Below are 21606 nucleotides of genomic sequence, written 5' to 3' on the forward strand. Positions count from 1 at the left end.
AATGCGGGCACTGCGGTTGGGAAGGGGATGCGGATTTTAACGGTGCGAAGGTGATTGCGCTTTTGGGGGCTGCCGTAAACCAGCCTAGAGGTTCGTGGTTGGCTTGCCAACTGCAGGGCTGCCGAAAGCCCGCCATGTACTGCGAAGCAGTCAGGGTCGGGTAGTTTACCCATATAAGTGGGCAACATACTCTCCGTACCCGTTGTAGGGCAAGGTGGGAACGATTTGCCACTGGGAACGGGATCCGAAACCGATCAAGACTTCCTGCTCCTGTGACCAGCGGGGGTGGGGCACCCTAGGATCCACATTGGCCTCAAATCCATACTCCTCAGGGGCGAGGGTATTCCAAAACGTGGAGGGTTGACGGGCCAAAAACTCGATTTTGACGATGGATTTTCCCCCTTTAAAGCCATACTTCCAGGGAACCACCATGCGAATTGGCGCTCCGTGCTGTTTGGGCAACGGCTTGCCATAAACGCCGAGGGCAAAAAAGGCCAACTCGTTAGCCATTTCCTCGATCCGCAACCCTTCCGTGTAGGGCCAAGGCAAGTTGGGGGGCCAGATTGGGCCAGGCATAATTTCCGGATCGTAAAAGGAAGTGAAGCGGACAAATCGAGCCGTCGGCAAAGGATCCACCCGTTCCAGCAGCAGCCGCATCGGAAAGCCCAACCACGGCACCACCATCGCCCAGGCTTCCACACAGCGAAAGCGATAGATGCGCTCTTCGAGGGGGAAGTTAAACAGATCTTCCAGGCCCAACCGCTGAGGATGCCGCACCAGCCCGGTAATCTCGACAGTCCAGGGATCCGTGGGCAAAGCCTGTGCAGCCCGCCAGACGCGCTTTCCGGAGCCAAACTCGTAAAAGTTGTTGTAACGAGTAGCTACAATCTCCTCGGTGACGGGCCTGCCCACATCCGAAAAGTGGGGGTTGAGTGGGATCCCCGTCAGCTCTCGTTCTACCGAGGGAGCGGATCCCCTGCTGCCAAACCCAAAAATAGAAAAACTGGCTCCCACCCCAACGGATCCCAGTTGCGCTAGAAATTGCCGCCGGCTGAAAAACATCTCTTCTGGAGTGACCTGTGCCTCTCGTTGCCAGGGGCGAGGAACTCGGATCCCGAACATCCATCAGCCATCCTTTGATTCAGAGTCAGGGAAAAAGTCTGCCGCCCGAACTACTACATCCTAAATGAATTACTACATCCTAAACGGATCTAAGCCGACATTCCCCGAGCTCGTTTCCAGCGCTGCCCCATGTGTAGTCATTTCAAATGTAGTCATTTCAAACAGCAATGAAACGATTTGTTATGTCTGTCCCTGGCTCCCCTCTCCTTTTGAGAGAGGGGTTGGGGGTGAGGGAAACCCTGCAGGCTGGGATGATCGGTGACGAAATCACGGTATAGCCGTGTTGGCTGAGTCCGTGCTGCTGGAAAAAAGTGTGGGGATCAGCTAAGGACTTGAGCTGGGCTCCGGCAAAACGTAGATGGACTCCACTTGCCGCCCTGCCGATGGCACTGCCTGGATGGTGCCCTTGTCGATGTGGTAAATGACTTTCTCCGCTTGCAACTGATTCTCCCCTTGGTTGATGATGACCTGGCCCTCCAGCTCAATGCGTTGCTCCTGGCTGTAATACACAGCTCTTTGGGCGCGGGCCGTAAGCCGCTCGGCAGGAAAACTGAGGGTGACATTGCCAATGGCCGTAAAAACCCCTGTGTTGGCGTTGGCCTCCTGCACATCGGCGCTGATGCTGATGGCACGGGGATTCTGACCCCAAGCCGGGATTCCAAGGGCCAGCACCACACCCACAGCCCAGCCCAGCGTCCCTAGCCGCTGCCAACCCTTCCGGTCAAACGCCATCTCCAAAGCCATGCCCCATCACCCCGTCAAACCACCCCAGCAGCCAGTCTAGCCCGTCAATCCAGGTCACAATGGCGGGGGGCAGCCTATGGGTCCGTTCCCTTTCCCCCCTGGGGCAGAGCTTGGGCAAGCTGTCTTTCCAATTCGGCAACGCGCTGCATGAGCTGTCGGTTGGCTTCCAGCAGCTCCCGCGCCTGGCTGTTGAGATAGGGATCCGATTCCCACCAATTGATGCCGATCTCCTTGGCCTTATCCACCGAAGAAATCAGCAGGCGAATGCGCACATTCAGCAACTCCACATTGCCCACCGAAACGGTGATGTCTCCGGCGATCACAATGCCCTTATCCAGTACCCGCTCCAACACATCGGCCAGCGAGGAGCCGTGAGTAGCCGTGGTCAAGGGTTGAGAGCTAATCGGCACAGGGTTAATCGACCTCCAAAGTGTACCAACAGGCAAAAGACTCAGCCAGGCAGTTGGTCTAGCAGATAATTCAGCAACTGGGATCCCTCTTCATAGCGCTTGCCGGCTCGCGGCAACAGCACATCCGCACACAAAGCGCGAAAATCGGCATTCTCTTTGCTGACCGCCAGCTCATGTTCCTTGACAATGCGCCCGATCATCAGACAACTGCGCAGGCTGGGGTGGCGCGTCAGATCCAACTTGCGGCGAAAAGCCCGCACAATGTGGACGATCTTGAGGGCGTCGGGGCCGGATAAGCCTATTCGCGAGGTGAGAATCTCCTTTTCGGTCTCGATGTCCGGCTCCCCCATATCGATGGTGATCATCCGATCCAGCAGCGCATCTTGGGCCCTGTGAACCCCAGTGTATTCCTCCGGGTTAGAGGTAAAAATGGCCCGGAACTGGGGATGCACCCGCAGATATTCCGAGCGGTTGCTGTCCGGCGGCAACACCAGCAGCCTCTCCTCCAGAGCACTCAGGAGAGCATTGTTGGCCTCAGGGCGGGAGCGATTGAACTCGTCGTAGATGAGGGTAAACCCCTCTCGGCAAGCCAAGGTAAGGCGGGCATCCACCCAGCGCTGCTGCACATCCTCCTCCGTCTTCACCACCGAGTGAATGAAGTTGTCCACCACCCGCCGATGGGTAAAGCCGGTGCGCCCCCCAATGAGGTCGGAAGAATCGAAGCGGTCATCCCCGTAGATCAGCATGATGGGGCGGCCCAGCAGGCTGGCCAGGTGCATCGCCAAAGTGGTTTTGCCCGTACCCGAAGGCCCCCGCAAATGCACCGCAAAGCCCGATTGCAAATAGCGCAAAGCGCGGCGGGTAATCCGCTCAATGTAGGGGGTGTTCACGAACTGGCGGGGACGCGCCTGCAGAACCGTGGCCATGGAGATACTCAACCTCTTTGCTGCCCTAGACTCCTTTGCCTTGACTATAGCCCGGATGTTCTTCCTGCGCTCGGCACAACTAAACTGCGACCGCCCCCGACACCATGCGCCGCAGCGTAGCCAAGATTTCCGAGGGATCCAACCCCAGATCCACCGCGCCGCGGGCCAACAAATCCCGCACCCGTTCCCGATCCCCAATTACCTGCAGCAGGGTCAAGTTGGGATCCTGCGCTTGTAGATCACTCACATACTTGTTGACATAGTCAAGGATGGGATCCACCTGTTTCTCAACAGTAGGCGGAACTTCAGGGGGTTCGAGCGTTGTCAAACCCCCTGGGGGTTGGGAAACAGAGACCGGGGCGGACGGCTCCACCGGGGTTTGACCTTCGGCTACAGGCGTTGAGTCGGAAGCAGTCTCACCGGCAGTCGCAACGGCACTGTTAGAGCTTGCACTGGAAGTGGAGACTTCAGGTTCTGGGATGAGGTCAGGGATCCCATTGCCCCACACCTGCTTATGCAACTCCGCCCGGAAAGTGGCCAGGGATCCCCGCAGGGCCTGGGCCTGGGCTTGCTGTTCCTGAGCCATCTGAGCCAGCTCCTGTCGAGCCATTTGCCGGAGAGCCTGTACCCACTGCCGCAAATCGGCGCAAAAAGACTGCCGCGCTTGCTGAGTTTTGTCGGCCATCGCCTGCCGAGCCTGCGTATAGGTGCTCAGCAAATGCTCCACAGCCGCAGTCAAGTTAGCCCGGAAAGCCTGCAATTGCTGCCGGCTGGCTTCCAATTGAGCAGCTCGTTCCTGCTCCAGGCGAGCCAGACTCTCTGCCACCGACTTGGCCCGCTGAGCCGCCGCTTCCGAGCGGGAGCATTCGTCCAGGGATCGCCTCACAGCCCGCTCCTGCCTCAGTTTCTGCAATTGGCTGCGGGTTTGCTCCGTCTGGTGCCGTATTGCTTCTTGTCGTTGCTGGCGGCGCTGCCCCAGCTCAACCATCAGGGCTTGGTGCTGCTCTAGGCGCTGCTGCCGGGATCGGCTTAACAAACTTCGGTTTTGAGTCACCCGCCGGCTGCGAGCTATGGCCCATTGTTCCTGCAAACTCATGATCTCCAATCCCTCACGTCGTTTTCAATGCTTGGGTGGATACAGCTTCTCTGCCTGTTCCCAACTCGATGGCACTGCCAACCTGTAGCTCAGTGCGGCTGCAAGACTCAATCCTCGAACAAAACCCGCAGAAGCAAGGCAGAGACCGGCGGTGGATCCCTGCCTCGCTTTCCGACGGCTAGCTTCCTACGCCTCCGCCCAGAGAGCATAACTCATCCAAGCCATTGCGATGCTCAAGGCGAGAGGGTTGTGGGCACTTTCCTTGGTTGAGTGATTTTGGTTAGGCAGATTTAGACGGCAGGAGCAGCAGCAGTAGCCGTCAGACCCACAGCCTCAGCGTATTTCAGGTAGGTTTCCACGGAAGCCACAACGACGCGGGCTTCAATGGCCAACAGCTCGATCCCAACCAAAGAAACCCGCACCCAGGCATCGACCACGATACCTTTATCCAAGATGCGATCGATCACTTCGGCCAAGCTGGACGAGGAGTTCACTTTCTCTACTGCCATAACGATCTCTCCTGCACTGATACTGCTGATACTGATGAGGGTTGAAAAGGACAGACAACTCGGCGGCAAAATGGCATGTAGAAGGGATCCCAGCTGAGGATTCACCTTCCCTAGGGCGACAGCCGCACCCTCTATCACCCTAGCCCTATTGTGCTGGCTTTTTTCGGGGAGAACACCCGTAGATTCGCTTAAAAAAGACGGCGAACTCGAAAGGTTTACCGCTTTTCTAAGCGCCATCCCCCCTACATAGTACTCGCCAGCAGAAAAAATGGGCAAAGATGAGGGCGAGTTTTGAGCCCAAGTTGTGGAAGTGTGGTGGAGGGGCAGTGGGAAGCGGCAGGGATCCCCTATACTGGGGGCAGTGGGCTTGCTGACATACCGTTTCTCGCTGGCTGATAGGGCTGTCGTGACCGATTTCAACACCGGGATCCCGAGCGTGCGTCGCCTGCAGAAGGTCATCAAGGATCGGGAAACCCTCGAGGTCAAACTCAATACCGGAGATGTCTTCGTCGGCCAGTTGCGCTGGCAGGATCCCGATTGCCTCTGTTTAGCCGATGCCGAGGGGCGGGAGTCGCTGCTGTGGCGGTCTGCCATTGCTTTCATCAAAGTCAGGCCTCAGTCTTAAGTACTGCTCCGGATCCCTGTACAGCTCTTCTTCCCAATTTTTGAATAAATCTTTACAACAACTCAGGGCTTTTCTGTCTCCCTCTGAGGGCAGTTTTCTCCAGTTGACCCACTCCTGCTGGGTTTTTGGAGCGGTTGACTACCCTGCCGTCGCCCTGAGTCTATCCCAAAGCCGTCCCCCATTGCTCCGCAACGCTGTTGCAACTGCGTCAGCGGGCCGTAGGCCTTGAGGACGAGGCTTTAGACCCAGTTTTTTGGTAAAAGTGCCAATTAAGAAGGGTATGATAAGGAGTGTTAAAAAATCTGATCTCTCCTCACCCAACCATGACGACTGCCCCCATTGAGATACCTCTTCAGCCTGCCGCCCAACGGCATAACCACTACAGCCGCGAAGACTTTTTTCGCTTTGACCTCTCCCAGGGATCCCTTGTGGACTGGACGGGTGCCCGCAATGTCTTGGTGAGCGAAGACTTTATTCTGGGCTTGCAGCAGGGCCTGGAGGAAGAAGTGGGAGATGCCTCAGCTTCTCTGATGTACACCATTGGCCGAGAGTGGGGACGCAACGATGCCCTCCATTTTTCCCGCTGGTTTGAGGAGGAATATCGGCGCCACCCCAAGCAGAGTAATCTAATGTTTCTCTTGGAAACCTGGTGGTGGCCTCTGACCTCCCAAGGATGGGGGCGCTGGGAGGTGGAGACCGAGAGTCGGCGGCAAGGGTTTATTTTCATCAACCTCTTTGACTCCGCCGTGGCCCGCACCCTGGGGGATGTGGGCAAACCTGTCTGTCATCTTTACGCCGGATTATTTGCCGGCTTTTTTAGCACCATGGTGGAACGGCAACTGAACTGCATCGAGATCCAGTGCTACTCCATGGGAGAAAGCTACTGCAAGTTTTTGCTCGGCAGCAAAGATCGCATCGATGCGGCTGCCTTCTGGCTAAACGAAGGGGCCAGTGCCAGCGAAATTGCCCAAAAATTGCGTTCAGGCCAGGGAGTAGCCAAGGCATGACCTGGAAGATTGCTTTAGAAGATTCGGTGCAGAGCTTTTTTGCCCGTCTAAATTGGGATAACCGCCCCCTACAGATGCGCTCTCTGCCAATGCCTTTTCTGCAAGTGCGGGAGCATTTTGGTTCCATCCCCTGGGCGGGGGATCCCCTGAGTTTGGCTGCGCATTCTCTGGGATCCCTGTCGGCAGCACCAGAACCCGAGCCGGCAGAAGAACAGATCACCTTGGCAGATCTGTTCAGCTTGTTTTGAGTCTCCTAGCACCCACCGACCTCCGGGAGAAGCGAGATGGTAAGCCCCTTGGAGCAGATGCTGATCGAGTCGGAAGCCCGCTACCTCAAGCCAGAGGAGCTGGAGCATCTGAAGGCCTATGTTCTCGGCTGGCCAAAACGACAACATGTGTACCGAGTTTTGCGGGAACGGGAGAGCCAGGTGGTGAGTAAAACCCTAGATGCCCTGCAAAAGGAGATGCCCGACCTTTCTCCCCAAGTGTTGGATCTGTGCCGGCGACACCTGCTGTTGCTGCTGCGTCACAGCGCTATGGCCATGTTGCTGCAGGACGAAAACCTCCTGAAAGAGCGGCTGCTCGAGTGGATGGAGGAAGAGGTGCGCCTGTACGGACTGCAGAGGGTTTATGAGGTTGCCTATCGGATTTTCCAGCAAGAGCTGAGAGACCATCTGGCCCCTGGAGAGTTGGAGTTTATCCGCCCTTTGATCACCCAGGTACAGGTGGCCTTGCTGTTTTAGAGCTAGATACTTTTTTGCTTTTTGCATTTTTCGGTGCTAGAGCGCTCTATCTCAACTAGCCGGAGACTTCAGTGTCGTTGGAGTTAATGTTAGCGTTGTAGTAAATCTGCCCAAGGGGTATTCAATTGCTGGAGGGATCGCCATAAGATTTGGAGCGTAAACAACCGTTCTCCCAGCTCAACAACCAACGAACTGTCAACTGCACCCTGCTCCTATTTGGATGCTTAAAGCTCAATAACGACTTGGATTAGATAACCAGGGGATCCCTTATGAACGGCACCAGCTCTATCTCCAATGGCTCAGTCACCTTTGATCCCTATACGCCTGTTTTGGCCAACTACTATGCACCCAGCGCCTATCTGCGAAGCGATTTGGAATCGGGCTTACTGGAAAGTCGCCACGGTGAACGTCTCTTGGCCCTTCCAGAAGCATTGCTGCGGGGCATCTACACGGGCCTGGAATACGAGACTGGCCAGGCTGCTCGTTTGGTATTGCGCAACTGTGGTCGGATGTGGGGCAAGGAGTTTTTCCGCCGTTTTGCCCAAGAACTCTCCGACTACTACCAGAAGCCTTTGGCCGAGCTGGAGATGGGCCTTTTCCTGCAAAGTCTGAGACAAGCTTGGAAAACTCATGGCTGGGGATTGATCGAGATCGACTGGACTTACAAAGATCAAGGAGTGCTGGTGGTGTCGATTCGCAATTCCCCCTTCGCTGCCGTCACGCCTCCCCATTTCAAGCGGCCGATGGGCTTTCTGGAGGCAGGGCTGTTGGCCACCTGGTTTAGCCAGCTAACCGGCCAGGATTTGCTCTGCGTGCAAACCGCCAGCGAGGCTTTGGGAGCAGAGAGCAATTTGTTTGTCGTAACCGCTGCCGCCCGCCTCAAAGAGGGAGAAGCCTGGGTGGACTCCGGCCTCAGCCACGAGCAGATCCTGGAAAAGCTCCTGCAGCCCAGCTAGGCGATGGGGGCTGGTTTTCCCCAGAGGGATGGGATCCCAACAGGGATGAGTCTGTATAATTTTCTGGAAGCAAGGCGAGCTCAAGCGCGCGAGGGTGTGGCCATTGGGGTGGCGAGTCAGAGCAATTCGGGGAGCCATCACCGTACCTACAAACAGTGCCGAGGCCATTGGCGCGGCGGTGGCTGAGCTGCTGGATACGCTAGAGCACCGCAACGCCCTCGATCCGGCTGAACTAGTCAGCGTTATTTTTTCCGTTACCCCTGATTTAAATGCAGCTTTTCCCGCCCAGTTTGCTCGTCGTCGCCCCGGTTGGGAGTCGGTGCCTCTGTTGGATGTGCAACAGATGGAGGTGAGCGGCGACTTACCCCGTTGCATTCGGGTTTTGATCCAGTTGAATACTCCACTTGCTCAAGCGGACATGCAGCATGTTTATCTGCGAGGTGCCCGCGAGTTAAGGCCAGATCTCAGCACTGTTTGATCGATCCATACAGCACCAGCACAGGGTTGACACTCTCACCGACTAAAGTCGGGGGATTTCTACACTGGAGGTGGGACAGTCTGTTGCCATGGGCAACATGGGGCATGATGGATCCCGGATTTGCCCCGCTTATTCTGGGGGAAAAGAATGGCTTAACTCAAGTTGATCCGGGTCGTATCACTACTGATTTGGGAAGGCGCAGAACATCCGGATTCACTCATAGACTTACTTGGACTTACAGTCATTTTAAACAGGTATGAAACATTTCCATCCAGCTCCCCTTTCTTTTTGGGAGATGGGGTGATGGCAGCGGCACAGAGCACTTGGGGGGCTTCTCAATTAGCTTAAAATGACTCTACTTAAGATAAGAGTAGATCTGAGAGCTCAAGGAGACAGCTTTTCTCGCAGACGGTTTTCCCACTGTTGCAGTTGCTCTTGGCGAGCGGCCACCTCTGCTTCGCGACGGCTCAGCTCTTGGCTTTGCCGAGTCAAGGATTGCCGCCAGCTTTCAATCTCCGACAGATCCACCAGACTGTGGGTTCGGGATAGGTTGTGCAACATCTCCACCAGCTTCATGGCTGCCTCTTCCACCCGCCGTACCTGCCGCTCTTCCGAAAGCTCAACCAGCAGCAACACCCCAATGTTGTAAGGGCCAACCTCTTTGCAGGTGACCCCTTCTGGCTTGCGCAGCGGCATCCAAACCCCGTCCTCGGCCTGCCGGGCCAAGAGCTGCAGCTCCCCCTGCCCGAAGAGACTTTTTTTGTGTACTCGTGCCAGATACAGCATGGAACATGCAGGAAGATGCTGCCGATTTTAGCATCGATCCCTTTTATTGAAGAGGGATCCCGTCCCTCCACCCAAACCTGGGTTTTGTTGTCCGTGCCACCAGGAGGATCAATGCTAGGATCGGCTGTGGAATGGATAAGGCTCAACGCTCTCCCGTCTTCATCGTTTAGGGATCCCTGGCATGTTTCTCACCCAAAGCCCCTACTTTTTGATGGCAGCGCTGGTGGCGATTGCCAGTGGAGCCATCTTTGCGGTTCGGTTCATCAAGCGCGAGGCCTCCGCTGAGTACGACGTGATTTTTGCCACGATGGGCCTGATCTATTCCGTCTGTTTGCTCTTGGAAGGTCAGCGGCTCATTCCGTTGCTGTTCTTTGCCCAGGTGCTGTTGGCGGTGATGGCCGGCTGGTTTGCCCTCGAAACTTTCCGGTTGCGCATCCTCTTGAGTGAAAAGGCACGGCAGGTGGGCGGGGCTCGTCCGACCGTTCGGCGGCAAGGCTTCAGCCGCACCTATCCCCCGGATGGCTATGCCCAAGGACGCACGGTTTCCACTCGAGCCGAGGGATCCCGTATCCGCGATACATCCTCTTACAGTCGCTCCATTCCTGGGCGCAGTGGTGAAGATCCTAGCCGTCGCCCCAGGCCCCAACTGACCGGCGATACCCGTGTGCGTCCACGCCGCCGACCCGAAGGGGATGAGTATTACGAGGAGCCAGGAGTCCGCCCGCGTCAGGATACGGACTACGATGAGCCGGCTCCGCCGCCAGAGGCCCGTCGCCCCCGTCGCCCTGCCGGAGAGTATCCAGAGGATGTGGATGTGCAGGAAGAGCGCAGCACAGGTACAGCTACCCGCCGCCGTCCCCCACGGCTGCCCCAAGACCAAGGGGAAAGCTACGCGGATGAACCTCCCCACCGTCCTTCCCGCCGCGTTGTCGAAGTAGAGCCAGTAGAAGTGGAGCCAGAAGAGTATGATGACGATCTGTTCTGATAGGCTCTCAATGCCGATCTGAACTTGATAGGAGCAGCGCCAGGGTCAATTAGTCGGATCCCTCAGCCTGTGTTGCGCATCCCGGCGGCAATGCCGTTAATGGTAAGTAAAGCTCCACGCAGAAGTTCAGCTCGGTCGTAGCGTGTTCGTCCGGTGCGGGATCCCTGACGCTCCCGCAGGCGCTTGAGGAGGGAGACTTGGATAAAGCCGAGGGGCACAATAGAGCGGTTGCGCAACTGCACCGAGCGCTTCAAATAAGGGTCGTTCTCCAACAGTTCCCTGTGGCCCGTAATCTGCAACACTATTGTGCGAGTACGGTGCATTTCTTGGGCAATACACTCAAACAGCTCCATCGCCCGCTCTAGACGCTCTGGAGAGCTCATCTCCCGCACGTAGTGACGCGCTATTTGCAAATCCACCTTGGCCAGAGTCATCTCCACTTTGGAGATCACCATGCGGAAGAAAGGCCATTCGCGATACAGGTGCTGCAGGTGGTTGAGGTTGTGCTCGCCCCTGGCCACGTATTCCTGTAGGGCGGTGCCAACTCCATACCAGGCCGGCAGGAGAAAGCGGCTTTGCGTCCAACTGAATACCCAGGGAATGGCCCGCAGGGATCCGATGTCTTTTTGGCTACCGCTGCGGCGGGCGGGACGGGAGCTGATCTGCAGTTGGCTGATCTCTTCAATGGGGGTGACCTCGTGGAAAAACTCCACAAAGCCCTCCTGCTCGTAGACCAGGTTACGGTACACCTGCCGGGAGCGCTCCGCCAAGGATTCCATCAGGCGCGACCACTCGTGCAGATCGTTGGGGTAGGTGCGCAGTAGGCTGGCCTGGATCACGGCGCTGGTGACGGTTTCCAGGTTAAAAATGGCCAGATCCTGGAGGGAATACTTGGAGGCCAACACCTCTCCCTGTTCGGTAATTTTGATGCGGCCCCCCACACTGCGCCCTGGCTGAGCCAAGATGGCCTCGTAAGCCGGGCCCCCTCCACGGCCCACCGAACCGCCCCGGCCATGGAAGATCTGCAGCTTCACCCCGTAGGATTCGGCCACCGTCTGCAGGCGTTGTTGAGCCTTGTAAATCTCCCAGTTGCTGCTCAAAAAGCCGGAATCTTTGTTGCTGTCGGAGTAGCCCAGCATCACCTCCTGCAGATTCCCCTGCTGAGCCAAGTACTGGCGATAGAAAGGGATCTCCAGCAACTGCCGCAAAACTTCCGGGGCCCGCTTCAGGTCTTCGACGGTCTCAAACAGCGGCACCACCGCCAGGGATCCGCGACCGCTAATGGGATCGTAGAGACCCACCTCCTTGGCCATCAGCAGCACCTCCAACAGGTCGCTTAACTGGCGGCTCATGCTGATTACATAGGTTTGGCAAATGGCCAAGCCGAATTCCTGCTGCATGCGGCGCAGGGTGCGAAAGGTGGCGATCAGCTCTGCCGTTTTCTCGGAAAAGGCGATCTCCAGCGGTATCAGAGGCCGACGTGTTTGTAGCTCCTGCAGGAGAAAGGCGGTTTTTTCCTCTTCCGTCATCTCGTTGTAGGGACGCGGCAAAATGCGCAAGTACTCGAAAATCTCCGTGAGAGCGGCTTCGTGGTAGCTGCTGTCTTGGCGGATATCCAGATGGGCCAGGTGAAAGCCAAACACCTGTACCTGTTGAATGAGATGATCCAACTGACGGCAGGAAAGGCCGCTGTTTTTCAAGCTTTTCTGGATAAGCTGCAAGTCGGCCAGGAATTCTTCCGCGTTGGCATAGGCGTTGTCCACAGGGGGAGGGGTGGGCAAACAAGCGGAGTCGGCCAAGTTGCGGTTGCGCTCCCGCGTCAACTCCAGCCGCCGCTGAATGTAGCTGAGCTTGAGGCGGTAAGGCTCCTGGCGGTATTGCAGCGAAAACGATTCGTAAACCTCAGGCATGAGGCGGTGATCCTGCTCAAGGGCATCCAGCAGTTGGCTGTCCACATCCCCCCAGTGCAGGGAAATGCTCAGGGTTTTGGTGAGAGCCTTCACCGATTCGATGTACTTGCCCAGGATGAGGTTGCGCTGATAGCGAGCCGTTTGCCAGGTAACATCGGCGGTGACGGAAGGGTTGCCATCCCGATCCCCGCCTACCCACGAGCCGAAGTTGCAAAATCCTGCCGGCGGCGGCTCGACGCTGGGAAAAGCCTTTTTCAAGCTGCGGCTGAGGTACTCGTGCAGCAGGGGGATGGCCTGAAACAACACCTCTTCAAAATAGTGCAAGGTGTAATCGACTTCGTTCAAAACAGTCGGCTTGGACTGATGCAACTCGTCGGTGCGCCACCAAAGCAAAACTTCTTCCGCCATCTGTTCTTTTATCATCTGGGCCTGCAAAGGCTGGGTTTGTTCTGCCCAATCCAGTTGGCCGAGCAGGCGAGAGAAAGCTCGTTGCTTCTCGCGGATGGTGTGGCGGACGATCTCGGTGGGGTGGGCGGTAAAGACCATGCGAATGTGCAACTGCTCCAGCAATCTGCGCAGTAGACCCGGCGGCACCCCTTGAGCCCGCAGGTAAGGGAACAGCCGTTCAAATTTTTCGTTTTCTCGCACGGTACGTTGTTGGCTATCCACCATGCGCATGTCCGAGTCTTCTGCCCGTTCGTAGTGCTGTTCAACAATATTGATCAACTGGAAGAAGAGGGCAAAGGCCCGTGCCGTTTGGATGGTGGCGTCGAGGCTGAGGTACTCGATAATTTGTAGTACCTCTGGGATCGGGTACTCCAGGGCTTGTCCTTCTGGGGAACACATGGAACGCAGTCGCTGCAACAGATCCACCAGAGACTGACCGCACTCCTGCAGGATCACCGATTCCCAGAGTTCTTCCACCAATTGCAGGCGACGGTTCAACAGGTTGTTCCTGCGGTTGAAGGCTTCGTTGACTTGAAGGGAATGGGCCAAGGGATCCCGTTCCCCAAACAGGGATGCCTCCTTCAGCCCGTTGGTAGAACCCGCTGCCCACTCTGCAGCGGTCAGGTGGGGAGAAGAGGTCATGAAGGCAGCTCCTAGAACAACCACCCTAATATTAGAGCCTGTTTGTCGAAACGGCAGATGTAGCAGGTATCACGCTCAGATCGCGGTCTCCTCGATGCCGGATTCTGTAGTTGAGCTTACAAATTGCAAGAAAAAAGTGTTTTACTTTGCGAAAATACCGAACTAACGCTTCGTTGGAAGGAGTTCTGATGGCTGCCACCCTGTTTATCAACGCACATCTGCTGGATCCCGACCAGGGGTTGGACGAAATCGGGCAACTGCGGGTGGAGGAGGGCAAGATCGCTGCAATTGGACGCCACCTGCCTGTCTGTGGGGCAGAAGTTGTGGATTTGCGAGGGCAGCTCCTCACCCCTGGCTGGATCGATATTCACACCCATGTTTTTACATCAGTGGGGGATTTTTGTTTGCCTGCGGATGAGGTGGGGATCCGCTCAGGGGTGACCACGGTGGTGGATGCGGGGACTTCTGGCACCCTCACCTTCCCGGCGTTTTGTGAAACAGTGGTGTCAACTGCCCAGACGCGGGCTTATGCTTTCATCGATCCCTCTCTCCTCTACATCGCCACTTCGGATTTCATCGCCCACCGCCTCAGGCTGGCCGTGGATCCAAAAAATCAAGATTTAGATCGGGCCAGAGCAGTGATCGAGGCCCATCGCGAGGTGGTGGTTGGCCTCAAGGCTCGCCCCACCCTCAGGCCGGGAGAGACGGAATCGCCCACGCTCACTTCCGCTCTGATTCTCGGGGAGGAATATCACCTGCCGATCATGATTCATCTGGGCCGCTTCCCGATGGATGAGGTGTTGGATCCCTCAGATTTGTTGGATCGCCTGCGTCCGGGAGATATTGTTACCCATACCTATCAGCCCCGCTTCGGTCTGTTCGATGCCGAGGGATCCCTGTTGCCGGCGGCACGGCGGGCTTTGGAACGGGGGGTGCTGCTGGATGTGGGCCACAGCGGTAGCGACTTCTCCTTCAACACAGCGCGCTTGGGGTTTGAGCAAGGGATCCGTCCCCATACGCTCTCCACAGATCTGAACGTTTTTAATACCGAGATCGTGGTGGATTTGGCCACCACCATGAGCAAGTTTTTGGCCTTGGGCATGACGCTGCCGGAGGTGATAAGGGCCGTTACAGGCAACGCGGCGCGGGCCATTCAGAAAAGCGATCAACTGGGATCCCTGCAGGTCGGTCGAGAGGCGGATCTGACGGTGGCAGAGCTGGTGCAGGAAGAGGCAGAATTGGTCGATGGCCGAGGGGGTACGTTACCCGTCAGCCAACTGCTCAAGGTTCGCGGCGTGTGTCGGGCCGGTCAGTTTCAGAAGATCGACCAGACCCCCTATGCCTTCCCCAATTCAGAAGTGCGCCAACTGGCCTGGGTGGGTGCAGAAATTGTGAATGAGGAGATCCCCTAATGACGGTAACTTCATCTGCAGAAGTCTCTCCAGAAGCGGTATCCACCGCCTACACGTGGGCAGCTTTTGTCCAGGAGATCGAGGCGGAGCTGGAAGCCCATCGCAACCGGGCCTTTACAGAGGCCCGCGAGCAAGCCTTTGCGCCACCTGAGGCCGAGATCAAGCCCTGGGGAAGGGAGCGCCTGGTGGAATGGCTCTGCTTTCAGACCTACTACGAATATCAAGCGATTTTATTCATCAGCAAATGGTTGCAGAACACGCCGGAAAAAGATGCGCTGGTGTTGCTCTGCCATCAAATTGAAGATGAGAGCAACCATTTTCGCTGGTTGGAGCGTCATTTGCAGGCAATGGGAGTGGCTTGGGAGGAATGGGAGCCGCTCCCGGAGATCCGAGCTTGGGTGGAAACCTTCTACGGATCCCTGCCGGATACCATCTCCCGCTTGGCCGCCCATAATTTGGCCGGGGAATCGGGGGCTTGCCGCAGCTTTGAGAGCATTCTGCCCCATTTGCCCCCCGATCTGCAGAAGACGATGCGCAAGATCTTGCCGGATGAGCAGTTTCACCTCAACCTGGGGCGACAGATCCTGAGCCGCTACTGCGTTAGCAACGAACAAAAGGCCCGTGCCCGCGACTACGCATTGCAGGTGGCAGAGCTAGAATCCAAGGCAATTGCAGCTTTCAACCGCAAGCTGGCAGCCTTGTCACCGGCTTGAGCCACTCTGGAGCAGATGCCCACTTTATGATCTCGATGATCTCGGATCGGCAGTGGATGGAACGGTGTCTATCCCTGGCCCGTTCCACGCCTCAGCGCCCCTCTCCCAATCCACGGGTGGGCTGTGTGATCGTGCAGGAGGAGCGGGTGGTGGGAGAGGGCATTCATCCGGGGGCAGGGCAGCCCCATGCTGAGGTGTTGGCTCTGCAACAGGCGGGATCCCTGGCCAGAGGGGCAACGCTCTACGTCAACCTGGAGCCCTGCAACCACTATGGCCGTACCCCTCCCTGTACCGAGGCCATCCTAGCTGCCGGGATCCGGCGGGTTGTGGTGGGGATGCAGGATCCCAATCCCTTGGTGGCTGGCAAAGGGATCCGCCGCCTGCAGGAGGCGGGGATCGACGTGACGGTGGGAGTGCTGGAGCGGGAGTGCCAGGAGCTGAACGAGGGGTTTGCCTTCGCCATTGTGCGGCAACAGTGTTTCGGCCTGCTGAAATACGCCATGACCCTGGATGGCAAGAGCGCCGCCGCCACCGGCCACAGCCGCTGGATCAGCAACCCTCTGGCGCGGCAATGGGTTCACCAACAGCGGGCCTGGCATGATGCCGTCATCGTTGGATCCCGAACCGTTTGGCAGGATAACCCGCGCCTCACCTGTCGCCTGGCGGAGTTGCAGGGATCCCAGCCGTTGCGGGTGGTCCTCAGCCGTTCCCTGAACCTACCTCCCGTCGCCCATCTGTGGCAGGTGGAAGAAGCGCCGACGTTGGTGATCACAGAAGCTGTGGCAACCCATCCTTTGTGGGGATCCCTGGCCAAGCAGGGGGTGGAGCTGCTGCATCTGCCCCAAGTAACCCCCTCGCGGGCGGCACAGGTGCTCTTTCAGCGGGGGTGTCTGAGTGCCCTCTGGGAATGCGGGGGCACGCTGGCCTGGGCAGCCCTCAAAGATGGGGCGATCCAGAAAGTAGCCGCCTTCATCGCTCCCAAGATCCTAGGCGGAGCCGCTGCGCCAACCCCGGTAGCAGGCGAGGGGATCCCTGATGTAAACCAGAGCTGGCAACTGGTGGAGCCCCGGCTGGAGACCTTGGGGGATAACTGGTTGATCATCGGAAAGATCTCCTCTTCAGTTGGCCACAGTAACCTACTAAAGTGACCAGCTTTCGATTGCCATACAGGGAGCTTCAGGTTTCTGAACGAACAGGCTGATATCTGTTCAATGTAAATGGATATACTCATCAGAAAAACACGGCATTTCTGCAAAGTGGGGTTCAGAATTGAGCTCAATTGTGCTAGGCTGGTCAATGTTTTGGGGGGGTCAATTGACGTTTTGGTAAGGTCAGCAAAATCAAGCTGTAGGGATCTATCGAGATTTTCCTGAGGTGAGCCTTGCAAACGGCAACGACGAAGACTCTAGCCTCTTTGTCCAGCCCTTCTTTGCTTGCCCAGTGAGCGGCTTGAAAGTCGTCCTATCTCATTTTCAAGTACAAATCCCAGGATAAGGAAGGGCATTGTGTTGAATCTTTTTGCCAGCCTGCTGTTTGCATCCGCTTTCCTCAGCCCATCGGGAAACGTCGTCATCGAGGGGGATCCGGGGGAATGGGTTTTCGCCGATCATCAAGTCCTAGAAGGGGTTACTCTAACCCTTCTCATACGGCCTGGAGAGAGCTTGGCCTCTTGGAGAGAGATGCTCTCCGTCATGGACGTTCATGTCGAGGGATCGCCGCGCTTTCTTGCCAACCACATGCGGGACAACCTCCTGGCCAACTGTCCCCAAACGACTTGGGAGTTCCATCGGGAGAGCGAAGAAGATGTGCTCTACGAGTTTCGCAGTGCTGGCTGTCGTGGAACGGTGAGTGGAGTTGAGGAACATGAGATTGGCCGGATCACCCGAGGCCCAAGCGGCAGTGTGCGCATTGCCTATGCCGCAAAGCCAGAGATGACGTCCGAAGTGCGAAGCCGCTGGCTGAACTTACTGGGCAGCGAGGTGGGGACAGCTCAGGGTTTTCCCATTCGCAACCTCAGCGGGGCGATTGCACAGCCTTCTTCCCCGGTTTCGGAAGCCCCAACCGCAGAGCGGCAGATCGCCCGGTGGCTGCAGGAAGCAACCGATGCCCTGAAGCAGCAGGAAGATTTGCTGGCCGAGCTGGATCGCCTAGGTCAGGAAGCGCAGGCGGATGCCCGTGCCTACAGCCAAGGAACCCCCAAAGAGGCGGGGCTAAGGACAATCGGCCTGTACCGAGGTCGGGGGGACGGCAGCCCTGGCGAGGCCACAACCGAGTTCAAGACCACTGACACCTTGATCTGGGCCATCTTGCCAGTGGGCAACCTTCCTGTCAACGCCAAGGTGGAGATGCTCTGGTACTACGAGGGCGGAGAAGCTGGGGGCGAGCAACTGATCCGCAGGCTAGATGTTCCCTGGGATCCCGGCGACACGGTGCAAGGCTATTTGAGCTTCAGCCAGCCCTACACCGGCCGCTACCGCGTCGAGATTCATGTCAACGGCGAGAAGGTGGGAGTTGGCCGCTTCACAATCCAATAGTCTCCTGCAAGAAGTACCCCTCCTACGGTTACACAGGCTTGGGGGTGGACAATCTCCATCACCAACTCCGACGGGGTGAAGACTGTTGTGCTGGGATCCAGAGGGGGGCTTGCTATCCTCGACGGGTTCTGCTGACAGGCCTGGCTTTGAGGTTGTAGATAAGGCTGGTGCGGTATTGCAACAGCAAATTGCGCAGATAAAGGGGCAAGTTGCGTCGGTAGAGGGAGCGGGTTTTGCGGTAGATAGACTTGCTGCGCCGGTTAATTGCTTGGCTGCGCCGCTGCAAAGAGGTTTGGAGTGGACGTTGGAGTGCCAGGGATCCGGGCGCACGCATAAACCTTGGCCGTACCATATCCCCCCTCGAGAGCGGCGTTGAACGTTGGATCCAGTGTAGGGGATCCTCAGGGGAGCAGCCGCCAGCGGGTCAGCCTATTCTGCAGGTGGTCTGCCCAGCTTGCCGAGATCCCGGCAAAAGCTTCATCCCTCTCCAGATCTTGCAGCAACTGCCGACCCAGAGGTGCCAGACGATACCGATCCGTGATCCCCTGCCCATCCACTTCCCGCCGCAACAGCCCTACCTGAATCAGCCACATCAGCTCCTGACTCAGAGTCATGGAGCATGAGGGACAAGGGGAGTCCTTATGTTCTTATTCAATTCTGTCAATGGCCGTTGAGCAGCAGGCTTGTTACAATAAATTACGATATGTTGATCATCCTTGCCATTGTTGTCCTCCTGGGATTCTGGGCGCTGCGCTTGATGGAGCAGGCTTTTCAGAGTCAGGAGTTCTCGCGCATGTTGGCAGGGACACTGGTGGCTGTGGCTGCCGGCGGCGTCTTGACCTGTTACTTTCTGATGAGCGATACCCTTCAGATGTTGTTTCATCTGCAAGCGCAGTCCCCCTCTTCCTACTCTCAAGATCTGCTCTCCGATCTGAGCTGGCTTGACTAGGCCAATTGGGTTGCCAGCCAGGCTCGGATGCTTCGGATCATTTGGTGGTTGGGGGCCAGTAGGTTCTGGTAGATCAACTGTCCAAAAGCATCGATGGGGCTGAACTCCTCCCCGACTTGGAAAGGATAGCTAAAACCCAGTGGAGTGAGGTGATCCCCCTCGAGATGCTGCCACTCGGTATAGCCTTGATACTTGCGGCAAAGCTGTTGGTAGAGCAGAGGAATGTCGTCAATATCATCCTGTCGAAATTCTACGAGCAGGTTGTTTCTAACCGGATACTGCTCCTCAATTAAGCGGTTGGTTTCTGTCGGGGAAGGCTCGAACTCCAACCACAGGTTCACAGGCGGCGAGGAGGATCCCATCCACATCCGCCACAGATCGGCAAGCTGTTGTTGAGGCCAAGCTTGGGCCAACAGCCGCAGCAATGGCAAAGCCCGATCTAGCCCGGCATTGCTGTAGGCCAGGAAAATATTGCCTCGCCGCTGGGATCCCAGAGAAGGAACGGCTAGACAAGAGAGGATCTGCAACTTACAGCCCAGGCTATGACCCAAACCAAACAGGGGCAACTCCAGCAAACCCTTGCTTTGCAGGCTTCTGTGCAAAGATTGGGCTGCGTTGAGCGCCAGTTGGGCGTGATCGATATCGGTGGTGTAGGGGGTGGCAACAACGGCCATGCCCATACGGGCCAGTTCTTCCAGCAGGCGGCTGTAGAACACTTGCGGGGCAGCTCCCACAAAAGCTCCACCCAGAAAGTGAACGACGGCGCGGGGTTGAGGGGGCAGAAGGAACCAAGTATGCCCATCGGTTTGCCAAGTTGGTGCCATGGTGTTGCAACCTCGCCTGCGAGTTTGTTGAAGCTTTCCCCATAACCCAGCGCTCGGCAGATCCCACTTTGCCCACTTTACGCCGGTTCCCCGCGCTGGCCAGCCCCTGGAACTCATCCTAATGGACATCTTGCCCAGACATGGGGATCCCCAGTTAACTTCTGATGCAGCAGGCAAAACTCTGCCCCGCCTCAGACTGAGGTTCTAGCACCGAAGGGTAGTGCGCTACACTCGCCGAGATTGGGTTTTGAGTGTAGGATCCCTGCTCAAAAGTTGCTGTGGCTGCTATGACTAGGGCAGTGGGTGGTGAGGGATCGTGATGAAGACTTCACAGCTTGCAAAAGGATGCCTGCTGATCGATTGTCGGGGCTTTGATGAAAAGACGATAAACCTATTTTTGGCGCCTGGGCCCGATCCCTACCGGGAAACAGAGGAATTTCTCCTGGACTGCGAGATGCGGGCAGATGAGCTGCCCCGACATTTGCGGCGGGCCTTGCTGGAGTTTCAGTTGTATTCCAATTCGGAAGGGATCCTGCTGCTGCGGGGCTTGCCCGTGGATCCCGGACTAGACCATACCCGCACACCGGCTCTGGCGCAGCGCTCTAAGGAGAAAACCACTTTTGTCAGCGAACGCTGCTTGGCAATGATCGGCAGCCGCTTGGGGCATTTGGTCTCCTACATCCAAGAAAAAAACGGGGATTTGTTTCAAAACTTGGTGCCTACTCCCGACAGCGAAGAGGTGCAATCTTCCGAGGGATCCCGCACCCGGCTGCAGTTTCACCGCGAGACGGTTTTTCATCCCTACTCACCAGAGTTTTTGCTGCTGTTTTGCCTGCGCCCCGACCATGATCGTGTGGCGGAAACCACCTACGCCAGCATCCGTCATGTCCTGCCTTTGCTGGGAGAGCGAGAGCGGGAGCTGCTGTTTGAACCCCTGTATCGCACTGGCATCGACTACTCCTTCGGCAACCGGCAAGCCCTGATCAATGGACCCATTTTGCCGGTGCTGTATGGCCGTCGAGAGGATCCCTTCTGGAACTACGACGAAGACCTGATGGTGGGGCTCACCCCCGAAGCCAGTCTGGCTCTAGAAGCCCTGAGGAAGGGAATCCACGCTGTCTACCGAGGCATCAAGCTGGAAACAGGGGATCTGCTCTGTATTGACAATCGCCGCACCGTTCACGGACGGACTGCCTTCTCTCCCCGCTACGATGGCTTCGACCGCTGGATCCAGCGCTCATTTGTGGTGCGGGATCTCGGCCTTTCGGCAGGGGATCGCCATCCCGGTGAGCGCATCATTCGCACCGCCTTCGCAACAGATGATGAGGCCCAAGCTGCCCTCAATGGGGAGCAGGTCTGTCTCAGAAGATCCTGAGAAGTTCGCAGACTTCAGCGCCATCCATAGCTCAAGTCCGTAAAAGTACTATTGGCGATTTCCCCGAAAGGGTTTGGATGAGTCGCCCCAGATTCTGATGTCAAAATACGTGATCCTCACGATGGCTATCGCAGAGCGTTTCCAGCATTCTAGGCTTATGAGCCAAAGCCATCAATTCTTCTCACGATTGCGAGGTTAAGATGAGCATTCGCCAGATCATCGATGAGGTTTTACAATCTTCGGTTTTAACTCTGCAGCAGGAATCCAGCATTAACCAAATCCTCTGGGAAAAAAACTATGATCTATCTGATCTAGAGGCTTTAGATAAGCTGGTGGAAGCCATTTTGCGCCAAGAGGTAAGGGCTGCTTCCGATCCCTGCTAGAAACCTAGCCTTGCTTGCAAACGACGGCAG

At 56.9% G+C, this 21606-nt stretch carries 25 protein-coding genes and 1 pseudogene; 15 read left to right on the plus strand and 11 right to left on the minus strand.

The window, feature by feature from the left end; all coding sequences use genetic code 11:
- Positions 1–164: pseudogene (locus ACVW0C_RS11730) on the plus strand (RNA-guided endonuclease TnpB family protein); the annotation flags it as partial.
- A 1-nt stretch (position 165) separates the two neighbouring features.
- Here the strand turns inward: ACVW0C_RS11730 and msrP are convergent.
- The 6 genes from msrP to gvpA all read right to left on the minus strand — a co-directional run bounded on the left by msrP (position 166) and on the right by gvpA (position 4807).
- Entirely contained in the window at positions 166–1122 is a 957-nt protein-coding gene (gene msrP / locus ACVW0C_RS11735) for a protein-methionine-sulfoxide reductase catalytic subunit MsrP (protein WP_011433423.1), read from the minus strand.
- A 324-nt stretch (positions 1123–1446) separates the two neighbouring features.
- On the minus strand, positions 1447–1866 hold the full coding sequence (locus ACVW0C_RS11740; protein WP_011433424.1) for an LptA/OstA family protein: 420 nt from the start codon (positions 1864–1866) through the stop codon (positions 1447–1449).
- Positions 1867–1940: 74 nt separating this feature from the next.
- Positions 1941–2276, minus strand: coding sequence for a gas vesicle protein (locus ACVW0C_RS11745; protein WP_011433425.1), 336 nt, complete (start codon positions 2274–2276; stop codon positions 1941–1943).
- Positions 2277–2317: 41 nt separating this feature from the next.
- Positions 2318–3202, minus strand: coding sequence for a gas vesicle protein GvpN (gvpN, locus tag ACVW0C_RS11750; RefSeq protein WP_011433426.1), 885 nt, complete (start codon positions 3200–3202; stop codon positions 2318–2320).
- Positions 3203–3281: 79 nt separating this feature from the next.
- Positions 3282–4298: a gas vesicle protein GvpC gene (gvpC, locus tag ACVW0C_RS11755; RefSeq protein WP_457385553.1), complete on the minus strand. Its 1017-nt coding sequence runs from the start codon at positions 4296–4298 to the stop codon at positions 3282–3284.
- Positions 4299–4588: 290 nt separating this feature from the next.
- Positions 4589–4807 (minus strand): gas vesicle structural protein GvpA, encoded by a 219-nt coding sequence (gvpA, locus tag ACVW0C_RS11760; RefSeq protein ID WP_011429717.1) that lies wholly within the window; start codon positions 4805–4807, stop codon positions 4589–4591.
- Positions 4808–5111: 304 nt separating this feature from the next.
- Between gvpA and ACVW0C_RS11765 the strand changes: the two genes are divergently transcribed.
- From ACVW0C_RS11765 to aroH, 6 genes are all read left to right on the plus strand, one after another.
- On the plus strand, positions 5112–5432 hold the full coding sequence (locus ACVW0C_RS11765) for an Hfq-related RNA-binding protein (RefSeq protein WP_414415719.1): 321 nt from the start codon (positions 5112–5114) through the stop codon (positions 5430–5432).
- A gap of 323 nt (positions 5433–5755) precedes the next feature.
- On the plus strand, positions 5756–6439 hold the full coding sequence (locus ACVW0C_RS11770; RefSeq protein WP_414427600.1) for a V4R domain-containing protein: 684 nt from the start codon (positions 5756–5758) through the stop codon (positions 6437–6439).
- The gene (locus tag ACVW0C_RS11775; RefSeq protein WP_414399553.1) at positions 6436–6687 is read left to right on the plus strand and encodes a hypothetical protein; all 252 of its coding nucleotides are present in this window, start codon (positions 6436–6438) and stop codon (positions 6685–6687) included. The genes ACVW0C_RS11770 and ACVW0C_RS11775 overlap by 4 nt, the downstream gene beginning before the upstream one ends.
- A 36-nt stretch (positions 6688–6723) precedes the next feature.
- Positions 6724–7182: a globin family protein gene (locus ACVW0C_RS11780; RefSeq protein WP_041436599.1), complete on the plus strand. Its 459-nt coding sequence runs from the start codon at positions 6724–6726 to the stop codon at positions 7180–7182.
- Between the two features lie 269 nt (positions 7183–7451).
- Entirely contained in the window at positions 7452–8138 is a 687-nt protein-coding gene (locus ACVW0C_RS11785) for a V4R domain-containing protein (protein ID WP_457385554.1), read from the plus strand.
- 103 nt (positions 8139–8241) lie between these two features.
- Positions 8242–8616, plus strand: coding sequence for a chorismate mutase (aroH, locus tag ACVW0C_RS11790; protein WP_011433434.1), 375 nt, complete (start codon positions 8242–8244; stop codon positions 8614–8616).
- A gap of 384 nt (positions 8617–9000) precedes the next feature.
- On the opposite strand, the gene ACVW0C_RS11795 is transcribed toward aroH, so the two are convergent.
- The gene (locus tag ACVW0C_RS11795) at positions 9001–9402 is read right to left on the minus strand and encodes a hypothetical protein (protein WP_414330894.1); all 402 of its coding nucleotides are present in this window, start codon (positions 9400–9402) and stop codon (positions 9001–9003) included.
- Between the two features lie 181 nt (positions 9403–9583).
- Between ACVW0C_RS11795 and ACVW0C_RS11800 the strand changes: the two genes are divergently transcribed.
- Positions 9584–10387, plus strand: coding sequence for a Ycf66 family protein (locus ACVW0C_RS11800; RefSeq protein ID WP_457385555.1), 804 nt, complete (start codon positions 9584–9586; stop codon positions 10385–10387).
- A 62-nt stretch (positions 10388–10449) separates the two neighbouring features.
- Here the strand turns inward: ACVW0C_RS11800 and ppc are convergent, their stop codons facing one another.
- Positions 10450–13386 carry a phosphoenolpyruvate carboxylase gene (gene ppc, locus ACVW0C_RS11805; RefSeq protein ID WP_457385557.1) on the minus strand — a complete coding sequence of 979 codons (2937 nt, stop codon included), beginning with the start codon at positions 13384–13386 and terminating at the stop codon, positions 10450–10452.
- A gap of 188 nt (positions 13387–13574) precedes the next feature.
- Here ppc and ACVW0C_RS11810 point away from each other — a divergent pair, with 188 nt between their 5' ends.
- From ACVW0C_RS11810 to ACVW0C_RS11825, 4 genes are all read left to right on the plus strand, one after another.
- Positions 13575–14798: an amidohydrolase family protein gene (locus tag ACVW0C_RS11810; protein ID WP_457385559.1), complete on the plus strand. Its 1224-nt coding sequence runs from the start codon at positions 13575–13577 to the stop codon at positions 14796–14798.
- Positions 14798–15511, plus strand: a complete 714-nt coding sequence (locus tag ACVW0C_RS11815; protein ID WP_457385560.1) for a ferritin-like domain-containing protein — start codon at positions 14798–14800, stop codon at positions 15509–15511. The genes ACVW0C_RS11810 and ACVW0C_RS11815 overlap by 1 nt, the downstream gene beginning before the upstream one ends.
- Positions 15512–15546: 35 nt before the next feature.
- A complete protein-coding gene (ribD, locus tag ACVW0C_RS11820) occupies positions 15547–16659 on the plus strand; it encodes a bifunctional diaminohydroxyphosphoribosylaminopyrimidine deaminase/5-amino-6-(5-phosphoribosylamino)uracil reductase RibD (protein WP_457385576.1) in 1113 nt (370 codons plus the stop codon).
- A 357-nt stretch (positions 16660–17016) separates the two neighbouring features.
- Positions 17017–18045 carry a hypothetical protein gene (locus ACVW0C_RS11825; RefSeq protein ID WP_457385562.1) on the plus strand — a complete coding sequence of 343 codons (1029 nt, stop codon included), beginning with the start codon at positions 17017–17019 and terminating at the stop codon, positions 18043–18045.
- 112 nt (positions 18046–18157) lie between these two features.
- On the opposite strand, the gene ACVW0C_RS11830 is transcribed toward ACVW0C_RS11825, so the two are convergent.
- A complete protein-coding gene (locus ACVW0C_RS11830) occupies positions 18158–18397 on the minus strand; it encodes a hypothetical protein (RefSeq protein ID WP_457385564.1) in 240 nt (79 codons plus the stop codon).
- 49 nt (positions 18398–18446) lie between these two features.
- Positions 18447–18659 carry an Npun_F0494 family protein gene (locus ACVW0C_RS11835; RefSeq protein WP_457385565.1) on the minus strand — a complete coding sequence of 71 codons (213 nt, stop codon included), beginning with the start codon at positions 18657–18659 and terminating at the stop codon, positions 18447–18449.
- A gap of 89 nt (positions 18660–18748) precedes the next feature.
- On the opposite strand from ACVW0C_RS11835, the gene ACVW0C_RS11840 reads away from it, so the two are divergent.
- Entirely contained in the window at positions 18749–18994 is a 246-nt protein-coding gene (locus ACVW0C_RS11840) for a hypothetical protein (protein ID WP_414419019.1), read from the plus strand.
- Here ACVW0C_RS11840 and ACVW0C_RS11845 read toward each other — a convergent pair.
- On the minus strand, positions 18991–19818 hold the full coding sequence (locus tag ACVW0C_RS11845; protein ID WP_457385567.1) for a DUF1350 family protein: 828 nt from the start codon (positions 19816–19818) through the stop codon (positions 18991–18993). The two genes, ACVW0C_RS11840 and ACVW0C_RS11845, sit on opposite strands and share 4 nt — an antisense overlap.
- A gap of 319 nt (positions 19819–20137) precedes the next feature.
- On the opposite strand from ACVW0C_RS11845, the gene ACVW0C_RS11850 reads away from it, so the two are divergent.
- Both ACVW0C_RS11850 and ACVW0C_RS11855 read left to right on the plus strand, forming a co-directional pair.
- Positions 20138–21193 (plus strand): TauD/TfdA family dioxygenase, encoded by a 1056-nt coding sequence (locus ACVW0C_RS11850; RefSeq protein WP_457385569.1) that lies wholly within the window; start codon positions 20138–20140, stop codon positions 21191–21193.
- A gap of 200 nt (positions 21194–21393) precedes the next feature.
- The gene (locus ACVW0C_RS11855) at positions 21394–21576 is read left to right on the plus strand and encodes a hypothetical protein (protein ID WP_414342619.1); all 183 of its coding nucleotides are present in this window, start codon (positions 21394–21396) and stop codon (positions 21574–21576) included.
- Positions 21577–21606: the final 30 nt, after the last annotated feature.

The sequence above is a fragment of the Thermostichus sp. OS-CIW-26 genome, assembly GCF_054058395.1.

Excerpts from the sequence above, each read along its gene's own strand:
- msrP (WP_011433423.1), bottom strand. The coding sequence starts at position 1,122 with ATGTTCGGGATCCGAGTTCCTCGCCCCTGGCAACGAGAGGCACAGGTC.
- ACVW0C_RS11740 (WP_011433424.1), bottom strand. The coding sequence starts at position 1,866 with ATGGCTTTGGAGATGGCGTTTGACCGGAAGGGTTGGCAGCGGCTAGGG.
- gvpN (WP_011433426.1), bottom strand. The coding sequence starts at position 3,202 with ATGGCCACGGTTCTGCAGGCGCGTCCCCGCCAGTTCGTGAACACCCCC.
- gvpC (WP_457385553.1), bottom strand. The coding sequence starts at position 4,298 with ATGAGTTTGCAGGAACAATGGGCCATAGCTCGCAGCCGGCGGGTGACT.
- gvpA (WP_011429717.1), bottom strand. The coding sequence starts at position 4,807 with ATGGCAGTAGAGAAAGTGAACTCCTCGTCCAGCTTGGCCGAAGTGATC.
- ACVW0C_RS11770 (WP_414427600.1), top strand. The coding sequence starts at position 5,756 with ATGACGACTGCCCCCATTGAGATACCTCTTCAGCCTGCCGCCCAACGG.
- ACVW0C_RS11775 (WP_414399553.1), top strand. The coding sequence starts at position 6,436 with ATGACCTGGAAGATTGCTTTAGAAGATTCGGTGCAGAGCTTTTTTGCC.
- ACVW0C_RS11780 (WP_041436599.1), top strand. The coding sequence starts at position 6,724 with ATGGTAAGCCCCTTGGAGCAGATGCTGATCGAGTCGGAAGCCCGCTAC.
- ACVW0C_RS11785 (WP_457385554.1), top strand. The coding sequence starts at position 7,452 with ATGAACGGCACCAGCTCTATCTCCAATGGCTCAGTCACCTTTGATCCC.
- ACVW0C_RS11795 (WP_414330894.1), bottom strand. The coding sequence starts at position 9,402 with ATGCTGTATCTGGCACGAGTACACAAAAAAAGTCTCTTCGGGCAGGGG.
- ACVW0C_RS11800 (WP_457385555.1), top strand. The coding sequence starts at position 9,584 with ATGTTTCTCACCCAAAGCCCCTACTTTTTGATGGCAGCGCTGGTGGCG.
- ppc (WP_457385557.1), bottom strand. The coding sequence starts at position 13,386 with ATGACCTCTTCTCCCCACCTGACCGCTGCAGAGTGGGCAGCGGGTTCT.
- ACVW0C_RS11810 (WP_457385559.1), top strand. The coding sequence starts at position 13,575 with ATGGCTGCCACCCTGTTTATCAACGCACATCTGCTGGATCCCGACCAG.
- ACVW0C_RS11815 (WP_457385560.1), top strand. The coding sequence starts at position 14,798 with ATGACGGTAACTTCATCTGCAGAAGTCTCTCCAGAAGCGGTATCCACC.
- ribD (WP_457385576.1), top strand. The coding sequence starts at position 15,547 with ATGATCTCGGATCGGCAGTGGATGGAACGGTGTCTATCCCTGGCCCGT.
- ACVW0C_RS11830 (WP_457385564.1), bottom strand. The coding sequence starts at position 18,397 with ATGGTACGGCCAAGGTTTATGCGTGCGCCCGGATCCCTGGCACTCCAA.
- ACVW0C_RS11835 (WP_457385565.1), bottom strand. The coding sequence starts at position 18,659 with ATGACTCTGAGTCAGGAGCTGATGTGGCTGATTCAGGTAGGGCTGTTG.
- ACVW0C_RS11840 (WP_414419019.1), top strand. The coding sequence starts at position 18,749 with ATGTTGATCATCCTTGCCATTGTTGTCCTCCTGGGATTCTGGGCGCTG.
- ACVW0C_RS11845 (WP_457385567.1), bottom strand. The coding sequence starts at position 19,818 with ATGGCACCAACTTGGCAAACCGATGGGCATACTTGGTTCCTTCTGCCC.
- ACVW0C_RS11850 (WP_457385569.1), top strand. The coding sequence starts at position 20,138 with ATGAAGACTTCACAGCTTGCAAAAGGATGCCTGCTGATCGATTGTCGG.
- ACVW0C_RS11855 (WP_414342619.1), top strand. The coding sequence starts at position 21,394 with ATGAGCATTCGCCAGATCATCGATGAGGTTTTACAATCTTCGGTTTTA.